The organism is Corynebacterium sp. HMSC075F02 (assembly GCF_001838335.1).
Taxonomy (GTDB): Bacteria; Actinomycetota; Actinomycetes; order Mycobacteriales; family Mycobacteriaceae; genus Corynebacterium; species Corynebacterium jeikeium_D.
Window position 1 is genome coordinate 151,357 of the sequence record NZ_KV836306.1, and the last position, 19,077, is coordinate 170,433.

15 protein-coding genes are annotated in these 19,077 nt (G+C 59.5%); 8 read left to right on the top strand and 7 right to left on the bottom strand.

All coding sequences use genetic code 11. The features are described from left to right. The first annotated feature begins 136 nt into the window (after positions 1-136). Entirely contained in the window at positions 137-820 is a 684-nt protein-coding gene (locus HMPREF2920_RS10695; protein ID WP_141744775.1) for a hypothetical protein, read from the top strand. 9 nt (positions 821-829) lie between these two features. Here HMPREF2920_RS10695 and upp read toward each other — a convergent pair whose 3' ends face one another. Next, entirely contained in the window at positions 830-1,465 is a 636-nt protein-coding gene (gene upp / locus HMPREF2920_RS01785; RefSeq protein WP_016422152.1) for a uracil phosphoribosyltransferase, read from the bottom strand. 347 nt (positions 1,466-1,812) lie between these two features. Between upp and HMPREF2920_RS01790 the strand changes: the two genes are divergently transcribed. The 3 genes from HMPREF2920_RS01790 (at position 1,813) to HMPREF2920_RS01800 (ending at position 4,550) form a co-directional block, all read left to right on the top strand. Continuing rightward, positions 1,813-2,133, top strand: coding sequence for a hypothetical protein (locus tag HMPREF2920_RS01790; RefSeq protein WP_016422151.1), 321 nt, complete (start codon positions 1,813-1,815; stop codon positions 2,131-2,133). A 128-nt stretch (positions 2,134-2,261) separates the two neighbouring features. Next, positions 2,262-3,176 carry a C40 family peptidase gene (locus HMPREF2920_RS01795; protein ID WP_224783752.1) on the top strand — a complete coding sequence of 305 codons (915 nt, stop codon included), beginning with the start codon at positions 2,262-2,264 and terminating at the stop codon, positions 3,174-3,176. Positions 3,177-3,308: 132 nt separating this feature from the next. After that, the gene (locus HMPREF2920_RS01800; RefSeq protein WP_016422149.1) at positions 3,309-4,550 is read left to right on the top strand and encodes a hypothetical protein; all 1,242 of its coding nucleotides are present in this window, start codon (positions 3,309-3,311) and stop codon (positions 4,548-4,550) included. Between the two features lie 29 nt (positions 4,551-4,579). Here the strand turns inward: HMPREF2920_RS01800 and HMPREF2920_RS01805 are convergent, their stop codons facing one another. Continuing rightward, complete coding sequence (locus HMPREF2920_RS01805; RefSeq protein WP_016422148.1) at positions 4,580-5,809, bottom strand: adenosine deaminase; 1,230 nt, start codon at positions 5,807-5,809, stop codon at positions 4,580-4,582. Positions 5,810-5,965: 156 nt separating this feature from the next. Here HMPREF2920_RS01805 and HMPREF2920_RS01810 point away from each other — a divergent pair, with 156 nt between their 5' ends. After that, the gene (locus HMPREF2920_RS01810; protein ID WP_180950687.1) at positions 5,966-7,216 is read left to right on the top strand and encodes a D-alanyl-D-alanine carboxypeptidase family protein; all 1,251 of its coding nucleotides are present in this window, start codon (positions 5,966-5,968) and stop codon (positions 7,214-7,216) included. On the opposite strand, the gene HMPREF2920_RS01815 is transcribed toward HMPREF2920_RS01810, so the two are convergent. The 3 genes from HMPREF2920_RS01815 to HMPREF2920_RS01825 all read right to left on the bottom strand — a co-directional run bounded on the left by HMPREF2920_RS01815 (position 7,217) and on the right by HMPREF2920_RS01825 (position 9,888). Then, positions 7,217-8,242, bottom strand: a complete 1,026-nt coding sequence (locus HMPREF2920_RS01815) for a YhjD/YihY/BrkB family envelope integrity protein (protein WP_070549728.1) — start codon at positions 8,240-8,242, stop codon at positions 7,217-7,219. It lies immediately after the preceding gene. 62 nt (positions 8,243-8,304) lie between these two features. After that, entirely contained in the window at positions 8,305-9,360 is a 1,056-nt protein-coding gene (trpS, locus tag HMPREF2920_RS01820; RefSeq protein ID WP_049171954.1) for a tryptophan--tRNA ligase, read from the bottom strand. Between the two features lie 96 nt (positions 9,361-9,456). Continuing rightward, on the bottom strand, positions 9,457-9,888 hold the full coding sequence (locus tag HMPREF2920_RS01825; RefSeq protein ID WP_016422144.1) for a hypothetical protein: 432 nt from the start codon (positions 9,886-9,888) through the stop codon (positions 9,457-9,459). A 191-nt stretch (positions 9,889-10,079) separates the two neighbouring features. Between HMPREF2920_RS01825 and HMPREF2920_RS01830 the strand changes: the two genes are divergently transcribed. Then, complete coding sequence (locus HMPREF2920_RS01830) at positions 10,080-12,767, top strand: DUF6541 family protein (RefSeq protein WP_070549727.1); 2,688 nt, start codon at positions 10,080-10,082, stop codon at positions 12,765-12,767. A gap of 28 nt (positions 12,768-12,795) precedes the next feature. Here the strand turns inward: HMPREF2920_RS01830 and HMPREF2920_RS01835 are convergent, their stop codons facing one another. After that, on the bottom strand, positions 12,796-13,752 hold the full coding sequence (locus HMPREF2920_RS01835) for an exodeoxyribonuclease III (RefSeq protein ID WP_016422142.1): 957 nt from the start codon (positions 13,750-13,752) through the stop codon (positions 12,796-12,798). Positions 13,753-13,795: 43 nt separating this feature from the next. Next, the gene (locus HMPREF2920_RS01840) at positions 13,796-15,106 is read right to left on the bottom strand and encodes an MFS transporter (RefSeq protein WP_016422141.1); all 1,311 of its coding nucleotides are present in this window, start codon (positions 15,104-15,106) and stop codon (positions 13,796-13,798) included. A 394-nt stretch (positions 15,107-15,500) separates the two neighbouring features. Here HMPREF2920_RS01840 and HMPREF2920_RS01845 point away from each other — a divergent pair, with 394 nt between their 5' ends. Both HMPREF2920_RS01845 and HMPREF2920_RS01850 read left to right on the top strand, forming a co-directional pair. Continuing rightward, positions 15,501-16,490 carry a molecular chaperone DnaJ gene (locus HMPREF2920_RS01845; RefSeq protein WP_070549726.1) on the top strand — a complete coding sequence of 330 codons (990 nt, stop codon included), beginning with the start codon at positions 15,501-15,503 and terminating at the stop codon, positions 16,488-16,490. Positions 16,491-16,755: 265 nt separating this feature from the next. After that, positions 16,756-18,978 (top strand): NADP-dependent isocitrate dehydrogenase, encoded by a 2,223-nt coding sequence (locus HMPREF2920_RS01850; RefSeq protein ID WP_070549725.1) that lies wholly within the window; start codon positions 16,756-16,758, stop codon positions 18,976-18,978. Positions 18,979-19,077: the final 99 nt, after the last annotated feature.

The window sequence follows — 19,077 nt, forward strand, 5'->3', positions numbered from 1 at the left end:
CCAGCGACAGCAGTGGCCGGCAAGCGCTTGAATGTCAGCGCCAGACGTACGCATGACCAGGAGTCACTTCTTTAACTTTGGCCTCTTCAATTATCAGATGTTTCACATTTTGAGGAAGTCTGCGATGATAATAGGCATGTCCGGCAATGGCACACCTAAGTCTCTCAGCATCCCCATCATCATCGTGGCCACCGCACTCGTGGTCGTCATCGGCATCGCCATCGGCCTGTCGCTGAACAATAGTGATGAGCCCCAGCGTCCGGAGGTCCCCTCCTCCTCGCAGCCGACGTCGCCCAGTTCGACACCGCCGTCCTCGACGAGTTCGACTTCTACGAGCAAGACGACCACCACGACCACAACTACGTCGAAGTCCTCCGAGACGTCGTCAAGCACGCCGAGCACTTCGACATCGTCCTCGTCGTCGACGCCGAGCACCACGTCTTCGCCATCCACGACGACGAGCTCAGAGCCGACATCAGCTCCGGAGGGGCAGGACTTCGGCACTGGCCGCTCCGACCTAGACGGCCTGGGCTTCGTGGGCAGCTCCGCACGCTGCGACAACGGTGACCGCGCCTTTGCTGTTATCGCCGCTGAACAGGGAATTAAGGCTGCTGCTTGTGAGACGCGCTCCGGCGAGAAGTACTACCGCTCGGATACACCACAGGGTTCCGGATCGATGGACATCATCGTCGATGAGGGCGACCGCGTTGTTGCACAAAACGGCTCGTACAAGTACCAGATGTCCCCCGACGGAGTTCTTGTGACCAAGGACAACGAGGTCGTCAAGAAGTACGCGGCAGAAGCCTGGGGAACTGCCTAAGAGATCAATTTAAAGATCAATGTTGCGGGGACCGTAGAGGCGGTCGCCCGCATCTCCCAACCCCGGCACGATGTAGGCATCCTCGTTAAGATCCGGGTCCACCACTGTGGTGACAAGACGCACCGGGAAACCGGATTCCTTCAAGGCGTCGACACCCTGCTGTGCGGAAATGATGCACACGGCCGTGATGTTGTCCGCGCCGCGATCCACCAACAGCTTCAGGGCATGCAGCAGTGAACCGCCGGTTGCCAGCATTGGGTCGACCAGGAAGACAGTGCGCCCGGACAGATCCTCCGGTAGCGCCTCGAGGTACGGCACCGGCTCATGGGTTTCCTCATTACGAGCCAAGCCAATAAAGCCCACCTGCGCATCCGGAATCATCGACAGCGACGGATCAATCATGCCAAGACCCGCACGAATGACGGGAACAATAATCGGCGGATCCTGCAGACGGTAACCCGGCGCGGTAGTGATTGGGGTCTGAACATCGAAGTTATCGACGGGCAGCTCCCGGCTTGCCTCGTAAATCAGCATTGCGCCCAGATCGGCGAGTGCCGCACGGAAGCCCGCGTTATCAGTGCGCGCGTCGCGCAGAATGGTCAAACGTGACTGTGCCAAGGGATGGTTGACAACGGTAATCTCCATGCCTTCCAAAATACATTGCTTTGCTTTTGCTGCTCTGGTGCCGGCAAAAGCAAATTTCTGAAAACGCGTTCCCCAAAAAATATGGAACCGAATCGGCCTTTTTCGCGCCTAACAATACGAGGGCTATTTACTGCGCCCTATTTGCACAAGTCCGCCTACTACCAAACCACTTGCCACTCAGTCGCCGTCCGAACCCCGCTAGCCGTTCTGCCACAGCACTGAGTGTTGAACCACACGCGAATTTCCTAGAGAGGCCGTCAACATTGTCCCGTCCATCACCACACAGTTCCCACAGCCAATCTTTTCTCTCTCCGACCACTAGCGGGAATGACTCAGTCTTTACGCTGGTGCCAGAGCTGATTTCTGCCGATGCCACGCGCCTTGACGCGTTGTCGCAGCAGGTCAGCGGCGCTGACTTGGGCATCAGCGCACTGCTCTCGCTTGGCGACGTCCCGTTTGCTGGGCCCTTCTGTCACGCTGCAGCCACTGCTCTACAGCACCAACACGAGCATGTAGCTGAGCTGAATGAGTACGGCACCAGCGCTGCTCGTGCACTGAACGCTCTTGTCTCTGCGGTGTCCACTGCTGAAGATGCCGGCGCATATGCGCTGCAGTCCATCTCACCGAAAATGGGAGCCGTTGCAACTCGCGGAATGGGCGGTGCGTGATGCTTCCCACCAATCTACTTACGGAGGTCCCCACCGCGATTGCACAACAGCTAAGTCCTGCCATCGCACCCGCACTGGCAGGACTTGCTGGGGCCGCAATACCCGCCGCGAGTACCGCCTGGCGCTCAGTGGCAGATTCCGTTGACCGCAACTGGGGCGATGGTGCTGGTTCCGGAGCAGGGGCCGCGGGAACAAGTCTCAAACGGGCTGCAAATGCGGCAGCCGACTTGGAAACTCGCGCCGGAACCATTGACAGTGACATTGCCAAGGGGCTGGCCGCAGTAATGTCAGCGGCCACTGATTTGGCCCGGATTGCCATGGATTTTGTCACTTCCGCCATGGGCTCGTTGACTGCGACGGCTGCGGGGCCCGCTGGTCTCGCCGCGACCGGCGCCAGCCTAGCCTCAGCGGCCAGTTCCGCGATCTCCCAGGCCATTGCGCGGCTCATGAAACTCGAGCAAGAACTGCGACCTCTGGTGCAGTCGCTGATACAGCAAGCGAGTACCGCGGTGGACACCCCTACCCCACCTCACTCGGCACAGTTGGAGGCCCCAGGTATCACTCAAGCCGCCCTCGCTTCTACGTCTACGAACACCCCAGGTTCGGCTAGCGCTACCGACGCTGCAGATGGTTCGGAGGCGTCGTCCGATTCGGGCAGCGCGCCGGTACCTGCGGATGCTGGAGCTGGCGCGCCCACACCAGAGGCCCAAGCTGCGGTGAAGGCTGCACTCAGTGCCGTCGGAACGCCCTATGGTTGGGGCGGAAATACTCCGGGGCAGGCGCTCGATTGTTCAGGCTTAACGCACTGGGCCTACGGGCAAGCTGGTGTTGATATTCCCCGCACGGCAGAAGCACAGGCCGTCGGCAGACAGGTGAGCCAGGATGAACTGCTACCTGGCGATCTTGCAGTGTGGGACGGCCATGTCGCCATGGTTATCGGTGACGGAAAGATGGTCGAAGCGGGCGATCCGGTGCAGGTAAACCCCGTGCGTACGACCAACATCGGCATGCCGTTTAAGGGGTTCTACCGTCCGACCGGATAGTGCGGTGGGTATCTGCGTCGTAAAACTTCTAAGATAGGAATACGCAAACTTGCCACCCGTGGGGGCGCTGCAGGTATGACAATTTTTGAGTTTTAATAATCACCGACAAGCAGAAGGGCTGCGACGAAAACTATGGCCAGGAAAGGCATCGTTCCTATCGAACTCGAGCTGACCTCGGGCACCTTTTACACGTTGTGGGCTCCAAGCTGGCGTGAGGGTGGCTCCGAGTGGCAGGCTCTGCTCGGCCGCGGTGATGACATCTATTTGTTCTCATCGGCGGCAAAGCTCCTGGCTTTCCTACAGTCGGATGCTCCTCACGACTTCACGCAGCACCCCAGCTGGCGCAACTTCAACCAGCAGCTACCGGGAGCTGCCATCGCGGCGCCACGCCACCGCTATGACCTGATTGGGCTGCCAGAGATTCTGGCCGGCCGGGCCGACTACGACCATGTTTCGCGCGCTGATCGCATTCTTGCCATCACTCGCTCGATTGGTGCGATCGCGGATCTCACTCCGATCAACCAGATGTTCGCCTCTCACTCTGTCCTGGCTGCCACGCAAAATGGTGCTGATCACTTCCAGGGCAGTGGCGCCGCTCAGTGGTCGGCTATCGGTAATGTCATCTTGACCAACTGGGACAATTGCATTGACGCTATCGACGCCATCGGCGCAAATACTCCGAGCATCGATGAAGAGTCTGAAACCGCTGCTGCAGCCGCATTAAAGGAGGCGGAGGCCGCGGAGCGTGAGCGTCGTGAAGCGGCGGAGAAGAAGCGCGAAGAGGAAAAGAAGTCCGCAGAGGAGACCGCCGGCGATCCGTACGATCAGACGGTGTGGGCCAACGCTGGCATCGACCCGATCAAGATCTCCATCGCTGGCCGCACGCTCTACACCTTGCGTTGTTACATGGGACGTCGCCCGCTATTCCTGGGCAGCGCCGGTGAGATTCACACGTTCTCACAGCCCCGCACGATGGTGCGTTGGCTGCTGGAGCACAAGCATCACGACATGTCGGCGCTGACGACGTGGGATGAAATCATCACCGCGGCCAACGCAGGTGAACTGGAGGCCGTAGTGCACGAGGACAATGAGTACTCGTTTACCGGTCTGGCCGAGGACATTGAAAAGGGCCCGAACGCCGTGGACACCGCCCAGCTCGCCCGCGCGTACGAGCTACTCGCAGACGCCGCTGACTGGGCTGGAGATGATGCCGTGAACGAGGTACTGGCGGGCAACCAGCAGCTGCAGTGGCTGCTGAACTTCCTGCTGGACACCGGAGAAATGTCCGAGCCAGTTCCGCCTTACGACGATGAGGCCGAGGGCTGGAGGCAGCTGGAGAAGGACTTGGCCGCTCGGTTCACGACCAAGATCTAGCTCCTCCCAGCAAAGCTGGCCGGCGCTGGCTAGTCCAGCGTCAGGTTCAGCTCATCTTCGGCACCGAAACCCGCACCGTTGACATCAGTTTCGATGTCCTCGTCGCTGTTGTCGATAAGCTGCAGGTAAGCGGGGTAAATAATGGTGTCCATGATGTGCTCGCGGGTCGGCAGATCCACGAATGCATTGTTTAGCGCATTCGAGGTCAGTTCGAACAGCTCGCTGTAGCCGTAACCGAAGTTCTCCACCAACTCCATGCACTCCCGGGTCATGGAAGTCGCACCAATCAGACGGTTATCCGTGTTGACCGTGCAGGCGAAACTCATATCGTCGAGAAGCGAGAACGGGTGATCCGCAACGCTGTCACAGACACCAGTCTGAACGTTGGAGGTCGGGCAGATTTCCAGCGGAATCTGGCGGTCACGAATAGCGGAGGCAACCTCCTGGCATTCGATGCCCTCGAGGGAAGCACCGAAGTCCTCGTAGATGCGCACGCCGTGACCCAGGCGGCGAGCACCTTGCACGACAGCGTCCTGCAACGAATCCACACCGGCGTCTTCACCTGCGTGAATGGTGACCGGAATGAGGTTTTCCCGCAGCATGGTGAATGCTTCGGCATGGTTAGCCGGTGGGAAGCCGTTTTCCGGTCCAGCGATGTCAAAACCGACAACGTACCCGTCGGAGTTCTTCCCGTAGTTGTCGATCACCAGCTGTGCGACTTCCTTGGAATTGTCATTCTGGCGCATCGCACAGACCAGCAGACGTGCGGTGATGTGCTTTCCCTCAGCGGCGGCATGGGCTTCACCCTGCGCCAGGCCTTCGACCAGTGCGTCGATGACAGCCTGCATATCCAGGCCCTTTTCCAAATGGTTTTCCGGAGCCAGGCGCAGCTCAGCGTAGACGACGTTGTCGGCGGCCAGATCCTCGACGGCCTCACGCGCCACGCGCGTCAGCGACTCAGCGGTCTGCATGACGGCGCAGGTGTGCGCGAAGGCGGTTAGGTAGCTCGGCAACGAGCCAGAGTTGCCGGTGTCAATGAACCACTTCTCCAGTTCATCCACGTCGGTGGTGGGCAACTGATCGGTGTAACCGCAGTCCGCGGCCAGGTCGATAACGGTCTGCGGGCGCAGGCCGCCGTCGAGGTGATCGTGAAGCAGTACCTTGGGCAGGCTGGCGACAACCTTGCGCATCTCATCGAGATTCGATGCCGAAGACTGTGTGTCCAGAGACTGAGCATCACTGTGCAAAGAATTAGTCATAATGGCCAGACTATCGGTACTGTGCCCTCCGCTTCTACTTCACTGCCGGTGAATCGTAATTCTGCTTTGTACAAAGGCTTCCGCTCCCCCGTTTTCCCCCATCCACACACGACGAATACGTCATTTCGGGTGACGTTTTACTACCCTTATTTCATCATGTTTCCCTCTCGCCGCTTCTCATCTGCCGTTACGCTGCTAGCTACCAGCGCTCTGCTTCTGCCGAGCACCGCCCCTGCAGCCATGGCGCAGAGCACCTCGCTTACCGACGACGCCCCGATTGTCGGTCCCGCACCTGATATCCGTGACACGGAGGGCTGCCCCTACAAGACCCTTCCACCAGCACCAGTGGATTCCTCTGAGGTTCCGGCTCCCGGCGAAACATCTCCCGCTCCACTTCCGGTTCCTCAAAAGCTGGCTGGAGGTAGCAAGATGTCCGCCTGCGGCATTGTCAGCGGTGAGGGGTTTGACGTTCCGAAGGACCTCTCCGCCTCTGCATGGACGGTGTTCGATTTGAAATCCGGCGATGTCCTTGCGGCGAAGGACCCGCACGGCCGCTACCGTCCGGCATCGATTATTAAGGTGCTGCTGGCGATGGAGGCAATCGAGAATTTGAAGCTCGACACCCCAGTCAAGGCGACCTTCGAGGACGCGAACATGGAGGGCTCTCGTGTCGGCATCGTCGAGGACGTGAACTACTCGGTAGAAACGCTCCTGACTGGTCTGCTGCTTAACTCCGGCAACGACACCGGCCACGCCTTGGCCCGCGAACTTGGTGGCATGGATAAGACCACAGAGAAGGTCAATGCCCTGGCAAAGAAGTTGGGGGCGACGGATACGCGAGTGGTCAACCCGACTGGTCTCGATGCTCCGGGACAGATGACGTCGGCATACGACATGTCACTGTTCTTCCAGCACGCATTCAACAATGAGATTTATCGCAAGCTCTCGGCCACCCGCCTGGCCACCATCCCCGGAGACAAGGCTCTCGAGGTCGATGACTTCGAAATCGCCAACGACAATCAGCTGATTGCCCAGGACTACCCCGGCGCCCTTGGAGGCAAGACCGGTTTTACCGACGATGCCCGTCATACCTTCGCTGGGGTGGCTGAGCGCGATGGCCGTCGTCTCGGCGTCATCGTTCTCGACGTCACTGTGGAGGATTCACCGCGCCCCTGGGAGCAGGCGGCATCGCTTCTCGACGCCGGCTTCGCGGCACCGCAGGACAGCTCTGTCGGTGTCCTCGAAGCGGAAGCGACTGAGGATAAGTTGGTAGAAAAATTGCCCGATATCCTGGACAACGAGTCAACAGGAACCGGGCTAAAAATTACTGTCAGCGCTGCCATCGTAGGTGTCATCGCATTGATTGCGATGGTCACCTACCGCTTCGGCAGACGCGATCGAGGCTAATTATTTCGAACCGAGCAGGCGGTTCAATCCGGACGGGTTGGCCGCTTCCGCACGGACGTTAATGACAGCAGGAGCAGGTGCATCCAGCTCCTCGTCGGCAAGCGCTTCTTCGGTCGTCGCGGTCCAGGCAGTGGCATACATAGTTATGCGCCAGATGAGGTAGAAAACGACCATCAAACCGATGACCGGACCGAAAACTGCACCGGCCGGGTTCGACAGGGCGTTGGAGAAGAAAACGCTACCGAGCTGCTTGACAACCTCAAGGCCAATCGCACCGATAATCGCACCCTTTGCCGCAGAGCGGAACGGGGCGCCCCCGCGCGGCAGGAAAGCGAGCATCCAGAAGAACAGCAGCCAGTTGGCGACGAGACCAATGGCGATGGCAATCAATCCCGCAATAATTGTGATTCCCGGGACATGAGCCAGACCAATCTTGTCCAGCAGGGACTGGGTCAGTCCGGAAGAGCCGGCTGCAGTGACAGCGAAGGTCAGCAGGATCATAACCAGCATGCCCAGCAGACGCAGCAGGTCGCGAACCTTTCCGATCACGAAGTTGCTAGCGCCTAGCGGGCGCTTCCACAGCTGTGTCACTGCGTTGGAGAGGTTGCCCATCCAACCAAGCCCCGACCACAGGGTGGCAATGAAACCGACGGTGAAGACGCCACCTGCCTGATCGATCGCGCCTTCGATAATTGCGTTGATGGTGTCGCCCATCGACCCATCGATGGAGTCGGTGATAGCGGACTGGATTTGCTCAAGCAGCTGCTCATTGCCACGCAACACAAGCGCGAGGATGGCAAATGCCGTCATGATTAGGGGGAAAATCGACAGCACGGAGAAGTACGTGACAGCGGCGGCAAAAAAGTTACCGCCCTGCTCGGAGTAGCGCTCCTGCATCCGCATAACGTGATCGAACCACGCCCACTTTTCGCGGAGGCGGTCGATTGCGCTCGGTTCATCGGCGTGTACACGCTCGATGCCATAGCGGTCCGTTCTCTTCGGATCTTTTTGAGTAGAGGTTGCCATGTCCCCTACCTTAACGTGCCAGCTTTCGGTACGGAGACTGAAGCGCAGAGTCTACAGCTGAATTAACGGTTGGCGGCCTTCAGGAACCCGACTCGCTCGTACACATCTGCAAGTGTCTTGGCGGCAACTTCACGGGCACGGTCAGCGCCTTCGGCCAGGATCCGTTCCAACTCACCACGATCGGCCATGAGCTCCTCATAGCGTGCACGCAGTGGCGTGGTGAATGCCTCCAGCGCATCTGCGGTATCAGCCTTCAGCTGGCCGTAGCCAGCGCCTTCGTAGCCGGCAACGAGCTCGTCGACAGGCTTGTCGGTCAACGCCGACTGAATGACCAGCAGGTTGGAAACGCCCGGCTTGTTCTCACGGTCGAAGCGGATCTCTCCGTCATTGTCGGTAACGGCCGAGCGAATGCGCTTGGCGGAGACCTTCGGGTCGTCCAAGAGGTTAATAATGCCCTTCGGATTTGCACCCGACTTGCTCATCTTCGAGGTCGGATCCTGCAAGTCGTAAATTTTCGCGGAGCCTTCCATGATGTGTGGATCCGGCACCACGAAGGTCTTCTTGTAGCGGGAGTTGAAGCGCTGCGCCAGGTTACGCGTCAGTTCGAGGTGCTGGCGCTGATCCTCCCCCACCGGCACCAGCTGTGGGCGGTAGAGCAAGATGTCGGCAGCCATCAACATGGGGTACGCGAACAAACCAGCGGAGGTATGTTCCGCGCCCTGACGAGAGGACTTGTCCTTGAACTGCGTCATACGGCTGGCTTCACCAAAGCCAGTCAAGCAGGTCAACACCCATCCGAGCTCCGCGTGCTCGGGCACATGCGACTGCACGAAGAGCACCGACTTCTCCGGATCAATACCGAGTGCAATCAGCTGTGCGGCACCTGCGATAGTGCGCTGACGCAGCTCCTTCGGATTCTGCTCGACAGTGATGGCGTGCAGGTCTGGAATGAAGTAGTAAGCGTCGAAGTCATCCTGCAGATTAATCCAGTTCTTCAATGCACCCAGGTAGTTGCCCAGGTGGTAGGAATCTGCGGTCGGCTGAATGCCGGACAGAACGCGCTGCTTACGAGCACTCGGTGCAGGATTAGTTGCCTCAGGACCCTTGCTTTCACTCATAGCCAATAAGTCTAGCGCGAGGCCCGCAGTTGAGAGTCGACGACGTACCCGTTTCGACAACACCACGGGCTTTTGCAGGAAACCGACTGCCAAAAGCTAGCCCCGACGCCCCTCGTCCCCCTGCTCCACAAGCATTCGATCGGATAGCAATTTGACGGTGCGCGCCGCAGCAGCTGGCGATTCCTCGGGGTACAGTGCGCGCACCAACGTGATCGCTGGGCGAATGCCGTGTTCAGAGAGAACACGGCGAACACGCTCACGCTCCCCCTGGGTCAACTCGAGCGGGGCTACGGGTGGCCTACGGGTGTAGGACACGACCATCACGGCTCCCAGCAGAACAATGAGTCCGAGGGAAATCCACAGTGGCCACGCGTAGGCAAAAGACAGCACGATAAACGCAACAATGACACCGGAAGTCACGACCACTGGGACATTGACAGCAGTGCCAGGGTCGTTCTGCAGACTCCGTGCGATGGCTTCCAAATCGGCCATCTGGTGCCGCTTGTTATCGCTCTCGCCGTTTTTCACTGGGGATGTCCTCTCCTTTCCTGGTCCGCACCGAGCTCGCTTCAAGTCCCGCGCAGATTCGCGCTTGGGTTTTACAGCGGCTGAAGTCCCATCAGTCCTTTCTTCAAATCTTAGGCGCTCGCGTCCCAAGTGCCGAACTAACCCACAGGTATTATTGGACTAATTCAATTCTCTTATCCGTCAGGAGTCCCATGCTCGCTGCCATTGCGGTTGCCGTCTTCATCCTGCTGGTCCCAGGCGCAGTTCTCGGTTGGGCCAGTGGGCTACGTCCCACGCTCGCGTTGGCATCTGCCGGCCCATTAATGCTGGGTGTGACCGGTTTTTCCGCATGGTTGTCTCACGTGCTCGGGCTGGATTACACCTGGCTCTTCGTGGCCGGCATGTGGGCATGGTTCTGTGCTATTGGCTATCTGGTGCGCAGATTCGTCCCCCGAGCAACGCCCGAAGACGGCTTCGATTCCGGCGTTGTCACCGCGATGATTGTCGTCGGAGTTACGGTAGTCGGCTCGATGCGCGCCATGCTCGTGCTTAACGACGTCCCTGGCGGCCCCGGCGCTATCCGCGAAGCCTGGGACATGCTCTGGCATACCAACTTCCTCCGGTTCATTGACGAGCATGCAATAGCCTCGCCCACCGCGGCCGGTGACCTGATGAATCAGGAGACCGGGGCCGAAATGTTCTACCCCACCGGCTGGCATGCCATGGCGGGGCTGCTGCCCGGCTCGGTCTTCCTCGATTCCAACGTGTTTGCGTTCTTGGCCCCGGCGCTGCTTGTTCCCGCAGCAACTGCGGTGCTAGCCCGCACCGCAGTTGGTCCTAAGTGGGCGGCCTATGCCGGTCCCGCAGCTGCCGTCGCGACGCTGATGCTTCCGGAGATTTGGGTGGCCCTTTGGCGCACCTCCTCCATGCCGTATCTGCTCGCGGTGGCCGCTTTGCCGATTGCTGCGGCTTTGACCATGCGGGGCTATATTGTCCCCGCTGCGCTTGCCCTGGTCGGCACGTTTATCACCCACCCGGCCGGCGCAATTGCTGCCGTGCTCTTTGTTGGCTTGTGGTTGATTACCCAACCGAGCGTCAGTGGCCTAGTTCGCACGCTAATTATCGGCGCGCTCGCCCTGGTGATGACTCTCCCGGCAGCTTTGTCCGCGAGGGGGCAAGGCGAATCCGTTGCGGGCTTTACCGGCCAAATTGAGATTTCCCGCTCCGAATCACTGTGGCGAACTCTGATTGGGTTTTCCCGCTATGCTGACGAGCCCATCTTTTCCCGGACTGTTCTGGTTCTTGTGCTCATCGGCCTGGTGGTGGCGCTTGTCTCTCGCCTGCCAGACAGCCCATGGGCTCCGTGGCCGGCACTGGTTTTCGGGCTGCTCTTTGTGGTGTCCGATAGTGCGCAGTCCCGTTGGTCTGAGCCGTTCGGCACCTATCTGAAGTTTATTGGCACTTTCTTCTACGACATGCCGTACCGCATGCAGGCGGTTATGGGAATTCTGCGCGCAGTGCTGGTCGGCTACGCAGTCGCGGCTGCCGTTGTCGGGATTGTGGCTGCGGCGCAGTGGATCGTCGCAAAGCGAGATCAGCCGACCAAGTCGTGGAATCCTGCGCTGGCGATGGGGCTCGTAGCGGCACTGGCGATTGTGCCTGCGACCTGGGCGAGTGGGCCTGCTCAGCGCGAGGCAATTCGCCAGAGTTTCGGAAGCACGTTTGTGACCGCTGCGGACATGGAAGCTATTGATTGGCTGTCCGCACAGCCGCATGCGTTTGAGGGGCATATTCTCAATGACCGTCGTGACGGTTCTGCGTGGATGTATGCCATCGCCGGACTGCCGACCCTGTTCCGCCATTTCTCCTTCTCCGACAAAACTGCCGAGGCGAGCAACAAGCTGCCGATAAACGTTGACCTGCTGGGCTCACATCCAGAGTTCGATGCCATGGCGAAGAAATTGGGAGTGCACTACATCATTAGTTCCCCGCCGGGTGTGAACACGGATGGCACGGAGGCGCTGTCGATGCGTTCCTGGGCATGGCACGCGCCGGGGCTCACGCCTGTGTATCACGACAGTTCGGTGATGATTTTCGCGGTCAACAAGATGTTTTCACCTGAAGAGTTGCACGCTGTTGTCAACAGTTCCCCACACCGCCCGGCGCGCCCCAATCCGCTGTGGATGCCTCCGCGCCAGCCAATCGTCCCCTCCCCCGACGAGGCTGTCGATCCGCTCGCCGGCGCGCGCATCACCGTCGACTCTCGCCGCGAGGCCATCGAGGCTATCAACGCCGACCTGCCTCGCGCGCTGCGTTTGAGTGGGGATACTTCCGCTCACATCGACAGCATCGTGCAACGCGCCAGCGACAAGCTCCGTCAGCGCGGCGCAATCGTTGGCGCGCATTCGCTTGCCGACGACACGGCGAGCGCAGCCACCGTAATCGTCGGTCGCTCATCAGAGGGCCAGACTCTTTCTGGGGATAACATCGGCGATCGTGGCTTTTCGGTATCCGCTGTGGTGAAGTCTCTCGAACCTGAGGACGATGCTCCTGCCGATTGGCAGTTGGCGGCGGGTGTGCGCGACGGAATGGTGTACCGAGGTTTCAATCCGCACAGCAGTTACAGCACAAACGGGGTGCCAACCGAGTTTCGCACCGGCCTGGCGCCGGCAGTGGCGGTGAACCAGAGTTCGCGGCCACATGCGCCGACAATTGCGCTATCGCTGGGAGCGGTGGGCGCTGAAAAACTCACCCGCGATTTGGCCGACCCCGCTATGCAGGACAAATGGGCCGACGCCATCGTTGACGGCATCGCCTCGATGTTGCGGCAGAACCGGCATCTCGTAACTGCTCCCGAGCCTGAGATAATCCCAGAGTTCGCTGACGTCGGAGCACACTAGTCCACTCGGGGTTAGGCGTATGCCGGGTTTAGGCGTACTCCACGATCACCGGCGCGTGGTCCGTCCAGCGAAGGTCGTAGGCGGCAGGCTTATCCACTACCGAGCTGACGGCACGCTTGAGCATTGGTTCGGTTACCGCCTGGTAGTCGATGCGCCAGCCGGCATCGGTATCGAACGCCTTACCGCGGTAGGTCCACCAGGACCAGGGACCGTCGGCCTCTGGGTGCAGACGGCGAGTGACATCAAACCACACCGGATCTGCATTGAGCTTCGGGGCCTCCCACACAGAACCATCGGAGAAGGCACCGGATTCCAGCTCCTTGTCGCTGGCCTGTACCTGCGAATCCTGGGGAACCTCATCGGGCCAGCAGCCGAAGACCGAGTCCATCCAGGCACGCTCCTGCGGTAGGAAACCGCTCTTGCGGCGGTTGGTCTTCCAGTTCTTCAAATCCTGTTCGCGGTGGCAGATGTTCCAGTCGCCGCCGATGACTGCGTGGTGACCGTCGCGCCCCTTGGCACCCAGTTCGGCCAGGTAGTCGGAGAAGGCATCGAGGAAGCGGTACTTCTCATCCTGCTTCTCGCTCAGGGCGGCACCAGAGGGCAGGTAGAGGCTGGCAATCTGGACATCCACATCCAGGCCGGTGTCCGCTGCCGGGGCAACACCACTGATAAACCGACCGGATTCTTCGAACTCCTCGGAGCCGATGCCCACCTGGACGTCGTTAAGCGGAAAGCGCGAGAGAATGCCCACGCCGGCGCGCCCCTTGGCACCCAGGTTTTCAGCACCGACCCAATGCCATCCGGCATCGAAAGCGGGCGCGAGGGCCTTGCGTGCCTGGTCGTCGGTGGCGCGGACTTCCTGCAGCAAAACGACATCGGAACTGGTGTGCTTCAGCCACTCCAGCAATCCCAGATTGGTTTCGCTGCGCTCCTTGACGGCGGCGCGGATGCCGTTGACATTGATTGTCGCGATTGTAAGGCTCATGCCCTCATACGTTACCTATGCGTGCACTACGCCTTGAAGACCCCTAGCGCAGTTCGATGCGCTCGGCCTTCTTCGCCTGTGAGCGGCGGTAAAGAACAATGGTCGGCAGAGCGATGAAGATAGCCAACATCGCCAACGTCGCGCCGCCCAAAGCCGGTGCGCGGTAGCCATAACCGGACGCAATGACCCAACCACCGAGCGCCGCTCCGAATGCGTTGGCCATGTTCAATGCGGCCTGGTTGAGAGCTGCCGCCAGCGTCTGTGCGCGACCGGCGACATCCATCAGACGGGTCTGCAGATTAGGCACCAATACCGATCCCAGCAGACCGATAAGGAGGAAGTTGATCGTGCCCAGCACAGCATTCTGTGAGGTGAAGTAGAAGACGCTGAGCATGATTACCATCAGCACCAGCGCAACCATGATGCCCCACTCCCCGATGCGGTCGGAGAGCCAGCCACCGATGTAAGTACCGACAACCATGCCGATGCCGTAGGCCATCAGCACAATCCAGATGTGGTTTTCGCTCATGCCCGCTTCGCGAGTCATAGTCCAGGTGATGTAGGTGTAAACCGCGAACATGCCGCCGAAACCAACGGTGCCAATCGCGACGGTCAGCAGCACCTGCGGTGTCACCAGAGCCGAGAGCTCATCCATCGGACGTGTCTTCGGCATGCGGTTCATATGCGGCACGGCGAACCACAGCGAAACAAATGCAATCAGCCCGATGACCGCGACAAACGCGAAGGCGCTGCGCCAACCGTAAATCTGTCCCAGCACCTGCGCGGCCGGCACACCAATCACAGTCGCCACCGACAACCCCACGCCCGACAGAGCCACCATCTTGCCGCGCTGTCCCGGCTTAGCCAGGGAGGCCGCCACCAGCGCCGCCACCGAGAAATACGCGCCGTGCGGCAGACCGGCAATGAAGCGCGAGACCATGACTGCTTCGAAAGAGCCCAGTGTGCCTGCCCAAACCGTGGCACCATTGCCGATGGTAAATGCCGCCATCAGCAGCAGGAGCATGCGCCTGCGCGGAATCGAGCCGGTCAGCACGGTAATTAGGGGTGCGCCCACGACAACACCGAGTGCGTACATCGAAATCATGCGCCCTGCGGCATCCTCATCACGTCCGAAGGCATCAGCGATGTAAGGCAGCAGGCCCATGGCCACAAACTCGGTAACGCCGATGCCGAATGCACCGACCGACAGAGCCACAATCACCAAGATTCGGCGTAGATCAGAGATGTCGTCCTGCACCGGAACAGGACGGCGATGCGAGCTAAACGCTCCCGCACGACGCGCACGCGGTTTGTGGTCGTCGTTGTGGGTTGTTACTTCGCTTGACGACGTCATTGCGACCGTCTCCTTTTCTCTTCTTACGCCAGTTGGTGGACTCTCAGTTCCCCTCGACTTTCGGCCCAAGACGGGTTCGCAAAACCGTGAGGGGAGCCGCAAGGGAAAAATGAGACTCTACTCCGCAACACAAAAATTTCGCTATTTAATCCGCCTGTTCCCCGGGTATTTGTGCGCGGAATAACATCTACGGCCATTAGTGGAAGTCGCTCACTCAAGTTCTTCTAAACCATTTTGCAATCGGCATTGTTTGCCGAGGACTACCATTCCCTCCGAGCGCCACGGACTTCCTACCATCGAGCGCTCCGGGTCTTCGATGCTGCCGTAATAGCTACCAGGTAAATTGTTTTAAAAGATATTTCGAACTGCAATACCGATAGGATCTTGATCCACTATGGGCGACCGCTATAACCTCTACGAGTCTCTGAAGCTGGATAGCGCAGCCAGCACCGAAGAACTCCATACAAATCTTTCTAATCAGCTCTCCGAACTGCGAGATGCTGGCGTCTCGGAGTACTCCGGCGAGTTCCAGGAAAAGCTCACTGCGCTGCAAGTGCTTGGCGATGAGGGACGTCGCCGCGAATACGACGCTTTGCTGGCCGATGAGAACGCCACCATCACCATTGCGACGCTGCGCGGGCTGGCAAATCGCCCGGCACCCACTGCGCAGGAATCCTCGTTCCAGACGCAAACCCAACAAGCACAGTGGTCCGCCCCAACTCAAACCAGTCCTGCGACAGTAACCACCACGGTGACCACGGATGTACCACCGCTGCCTGCAAACGCCACACTGCAGAACATGTGGCAGCGCATGCCACTCATCCCCCGAATCACTACCGGCTTGGTCGGTTTTTCAACTCTGATTGGCATCATCGCAGTTCTGTACGCAATCACGCTCGGCATCCAGGGCGCCAACGATCTCGGCAGCCTAGAGTCATCGTTGGGTGATTCTTGGGATGACATCGGCTACATTATGGGCGCTGCAGCCGCCCTCGTTCTTGTTCCAGTCCTCCTACTGATGGGAATGATGCTTGTCACCTTGACCGCATACTGGATTCACTCCATCCTCCGCGGTGAAGACTCGACGGCACCAATCTTTTTCTGCGTCACCGTGGCACCACTGGCGTTGGCTATGACCATCATCCCCCTCCTGTTCTTGAGCTCCTGGGTGGATGTAGTCCTCTTCCTCGCAGGTGCCATGCTGATCGCGGCTTGTGTTCTTATGTTCCTCAAGGACATGCGCGCATGGTTCCGCGGCCAGAAACTGGTCAGGACTACCCAGTCGGCGCCGGGGCAGGGCTATGCTCCGCAGTACCCCCAGTCTCAGAACACTCAGGGCTACCAGTTCGGCCAGAACAATCCTCCGAACAATACACAGAACTAAATAGGCTGCCCTGAACAACCGCGCCGGCGTGCACGACACCCCAGCGCGGTTTTTCGTATTTGAAGGGTTTGAGCGCGGGGGCCGTCGTAAAGCGAAAAATGGAATGAAAAGCGGCGAATAAGCGACAAATAATTGCACATTTCGTGACTTGCCTCACATAATTGCGTTATTCATATCACTATCACTGTTTTTGCGCTATGCCCCGACACAACCCAAGATTCAAAACTGGGTTATCGTGGAACAAAACAGATAGGAGACATGAATTATGGCGACAATTATTTGGACCCGTACTGACGAAGCCCCTCTGCTGGCGAGCTACTCGCTGAAGCCAATCGTGGAGGCATTTGCAAGCCAGGCTGGTGTCAATGTTGAAACCCGCGACATCTCCCTCGCAGGCCGCATTCTGGCTCAGTTCCCGGAGCGTCTTTCGGACGAGCAGAAGGTAGAGGATGCGCTGGCAGCCCTGGGCAAGCTGGTCAAGGAGCCGGACGCCAACATCATCAAGCTGCCGAATATCTCTGCATCCGTCCCGCAGATTAAGCGCGCTGTCGCAGAGCTGCAGGAAAAGGGCTATGACATTCCGAAGTACAAGTCGCAGCCGGAAGGCGAGGAAGAGACCGCCGACCGCGCCAAGTTCGACAAGGTCAAGGGCTCTGCCGTTAACCCGGTACTGCGTGAGGGCAACTCCGACCGCCGCGCTCCGGAGCCGGTGAAGAACTACGCCCGCAAGCACCCGCACCGCATGGGCGCTTGGTCCGCGGATTCCAAGACCAACGTCGCCACCATGGCCTCCAACGACTTCCGCCACAACGAGAAGTCCGTTGTCATGCCGGCCGACGACAAGCTGACTTACCAGCTCGAGGCTAACGACGGCCAGATCATCACCCTGAAGAAGGACATGCCGGTCCTCAAGGGCGAGATTATTGACGGCACGGGCATGAACGTCCACATCCTGGACAACTTCCTGCGCGCTCAGATTCGTCGCGCACAGCGCGAGAACATCCTGTTCTCCGTCCACTTGAAGGCCACCATGATGAAGGTCTCCGACCCGCTGATCTTCGGCGAGGTTGTCAAGGCCTTTCTGCCATCTGTTTTCCCGAAGTTCGAGTCCAAGCTGGCTGCCGCCAACCTGACTCCGGACAACGGCCTGGGCGCTATGCTCGATGGTCTACACAAGCTTGACGACGCTACTGCGGCGGCCGTCAAGTCCGCTATCGAGAAGGACCTGAAGGAAGGTCCGGCCCTTTACATGGTCAACTCCGATAAGGGCGTCACCAACCTCCACGTTCCGTCTGACGTCATCGTTGACGCCTCCATGCCTGCACTAATCCGCAACGGCGGCAAGGGCTGGGGCCCGGATGGTGAGGAGCGCGACACTCTCGCTGTTATCCCGGACTCCTCCTACGCCGGCGTCTACCAGGCTGTTATCGAGGACTGCCGCGCCAATGGCGCTTTCGACCCGGCAACCATGGGCTCTGTCCCGAATGTCGGCCTGATGGCCCAGAAGGCTGAGGAGTACGGCTCCCACGACAAGACTTTCCAGATCCCGGTTGACGGTGTCCTGCAGGTCATCAACTCCGCTGGCGAGGTTCTGATTGAGCACCACGTCGCCGAGGGTGACATCTGGCGCTCCTGCCAGACCAAGGACGCCCCAATCCGCGACTGGGTGAAGCTGGCCGTCAACCGCGCTCGTATCACTGGCGACCCTGCAGTGTTCTGGCTGGACCCGCAGCGTGCGCACGACAACAACCTGATCAGCAAGGTCAACGAGTACCTGGCAGACCACGACACCGAGGGTCTGGATATCCGCATCATGGATCCGGTGTCCGCTACCAAGTTCTCCCTCGAGCGCATCCGCCGCGGCGAGAACACCATTTCCGTAACCGGTAACGTTCTGCGTGACTACCTCACCGACCTGTTCCCGATCATGGAGCTGGGCACCTCCGCCAAGATGCTGTCGGTCGTGCCGCTGATGGCCGGGGGCGGCCTGTTCGAGACCGGCGCAGGCGGTTCCGCACCGAAGCACGTCCAGCAGGTTCAGGAAGAAAACCACCTGCGCTGGGACTCCCTGGGTGAGTTCCTGGCACTGGCCGAGTCCCTGCGCTACGCCGCTGAGCATGACGACGACCCACGTCCACGCGTCCTGGCTGAGGCCCTGGACAAGGCAACCGCTACCCTGCTCGACGAGGGCAAGTCGCCGTCCCGCAAGGCTGGCGAAATCGACAACCGCGGCTCCCACTTCTACCTGGCTCTCTACTGGGCACAGGAGCTGGCCAAGCAGGACGAGAACTCCGAGCTGAAGGAAGTTTTCGCACCGGTCGCTAAGGCTCTCACGGAGAAGGAAGAGTCCATCGCCAAGACCCTGATTGATGCTCAGGGTTCCCCAGCTGATCTGGGTGGCTACTTCCTGCCGGACGATGAGAAGACCTCCGCAGTTATGCGTCCGTCCGCTGAGTTCAACGAGATCATCGACGGTCTGAAGAAGTAGGACTAGCTGCTTGCTCCTGGCTGGTCTGGCTGACCTGGTTGGCCCAGGCTGGTCTAGGCCGACCTAGGCTGACCGCCGGTTTCGGGCGATAGCCCCTCG

What these genes read in the sequence shown, in the direction of transcription:
- HMPREF2920_RS10695 (WP_141744775.1), top strand. Translation starts at nt 137, where the DNA reads ATGTCCGGCAATGGCACACCTAAGTCTCTCAGCATCCCCATCATCATC.
- HMPREF2920_RS01840 (WP_016422141.1), bottom strand. Translation starts at nt 15,106, where the DNA reads ATGACGTCGTCAAGCGAAGTAACAACCCACAACGACGACCACAAACCG.
- HMPREF2920_RS01815 (WP_070549728.1), bottom strand. Translation starts at nt 8,242, where the DNA reads ATGGCAACCTCTACTCAAAAAGATCCGAAGAGAACGGACCGCTATGGC.
- HMPREF2920_RS01835 (WP_016422142.1), bottom strand. Translation starts at nt 13,752, where the DNA reads ATGAGCCTTACAATCGCGACAATCAATGTCAACGGCATCCGCGCCGCC.
- trpS (WP_049171954.1), bottom strand. Translation starts at nt 9,360, where the DNA reads ATGAGTGAAAGCAAGGGTCCTGAGGCAACTAATCCTGCACCGAGTGCT.
- HMPREF2920_RS01805 (WP_016422148.1), bottom strand. Translation starts at nt 5,809, where the DNA reads ATGACTAATTCTTTGCACAGTGATGCTCAGTCTCTGGACACACAGTCT.
- HMPREF2920_RS01830 (WP_070549727.1), top strand. Translation starts at nt 10,080, where the DNA reads ATGCTCGCTGCCATTGCGGTTGCCGTCTTCATCCTGCTGGTCCCAGGC.
- upp (WP_016422152.1), bottom strand. Translation starts at nt 1,465, where the DNA reads ATGGAGATTACCGTTGTCAACCATCCCTTGGCACAGTCACGTTTGACC.
- HMPREF2920_RS01845 (WP_070549726.1), top strand. Translation starts at nt 15,501, where the DNA reads ATGGGCGACCGCTATAACCTCTACGAGTCTCTGAAGCTGGATAGCGCA.
- HMPREF2920_RS01850 (WP_070549725.1), top strand. Translation starts at nt 16,756, where the DNA reads ATGGCGACAATTATTTGGACCCGTACTGACGAAGCCCCTCTGCTGGCG.
- HMPREF2920_RS01800 (WP_016422149.1), top strand. Translation starts at nt 3,309, where the DNA reads ATGGCCAGGAAAGGCATCGTTCCTATCGAACTCGAGCTGACCTCGGGC.
- HMPREF2920_RS01810 (WP_180950687.1), top strand. Translation starts at nt 5,966, where the DNA reads ATGTTTCCCTCTCGCCGCTTCTCATCTGCCGTTACGCTGCTAGCTACC.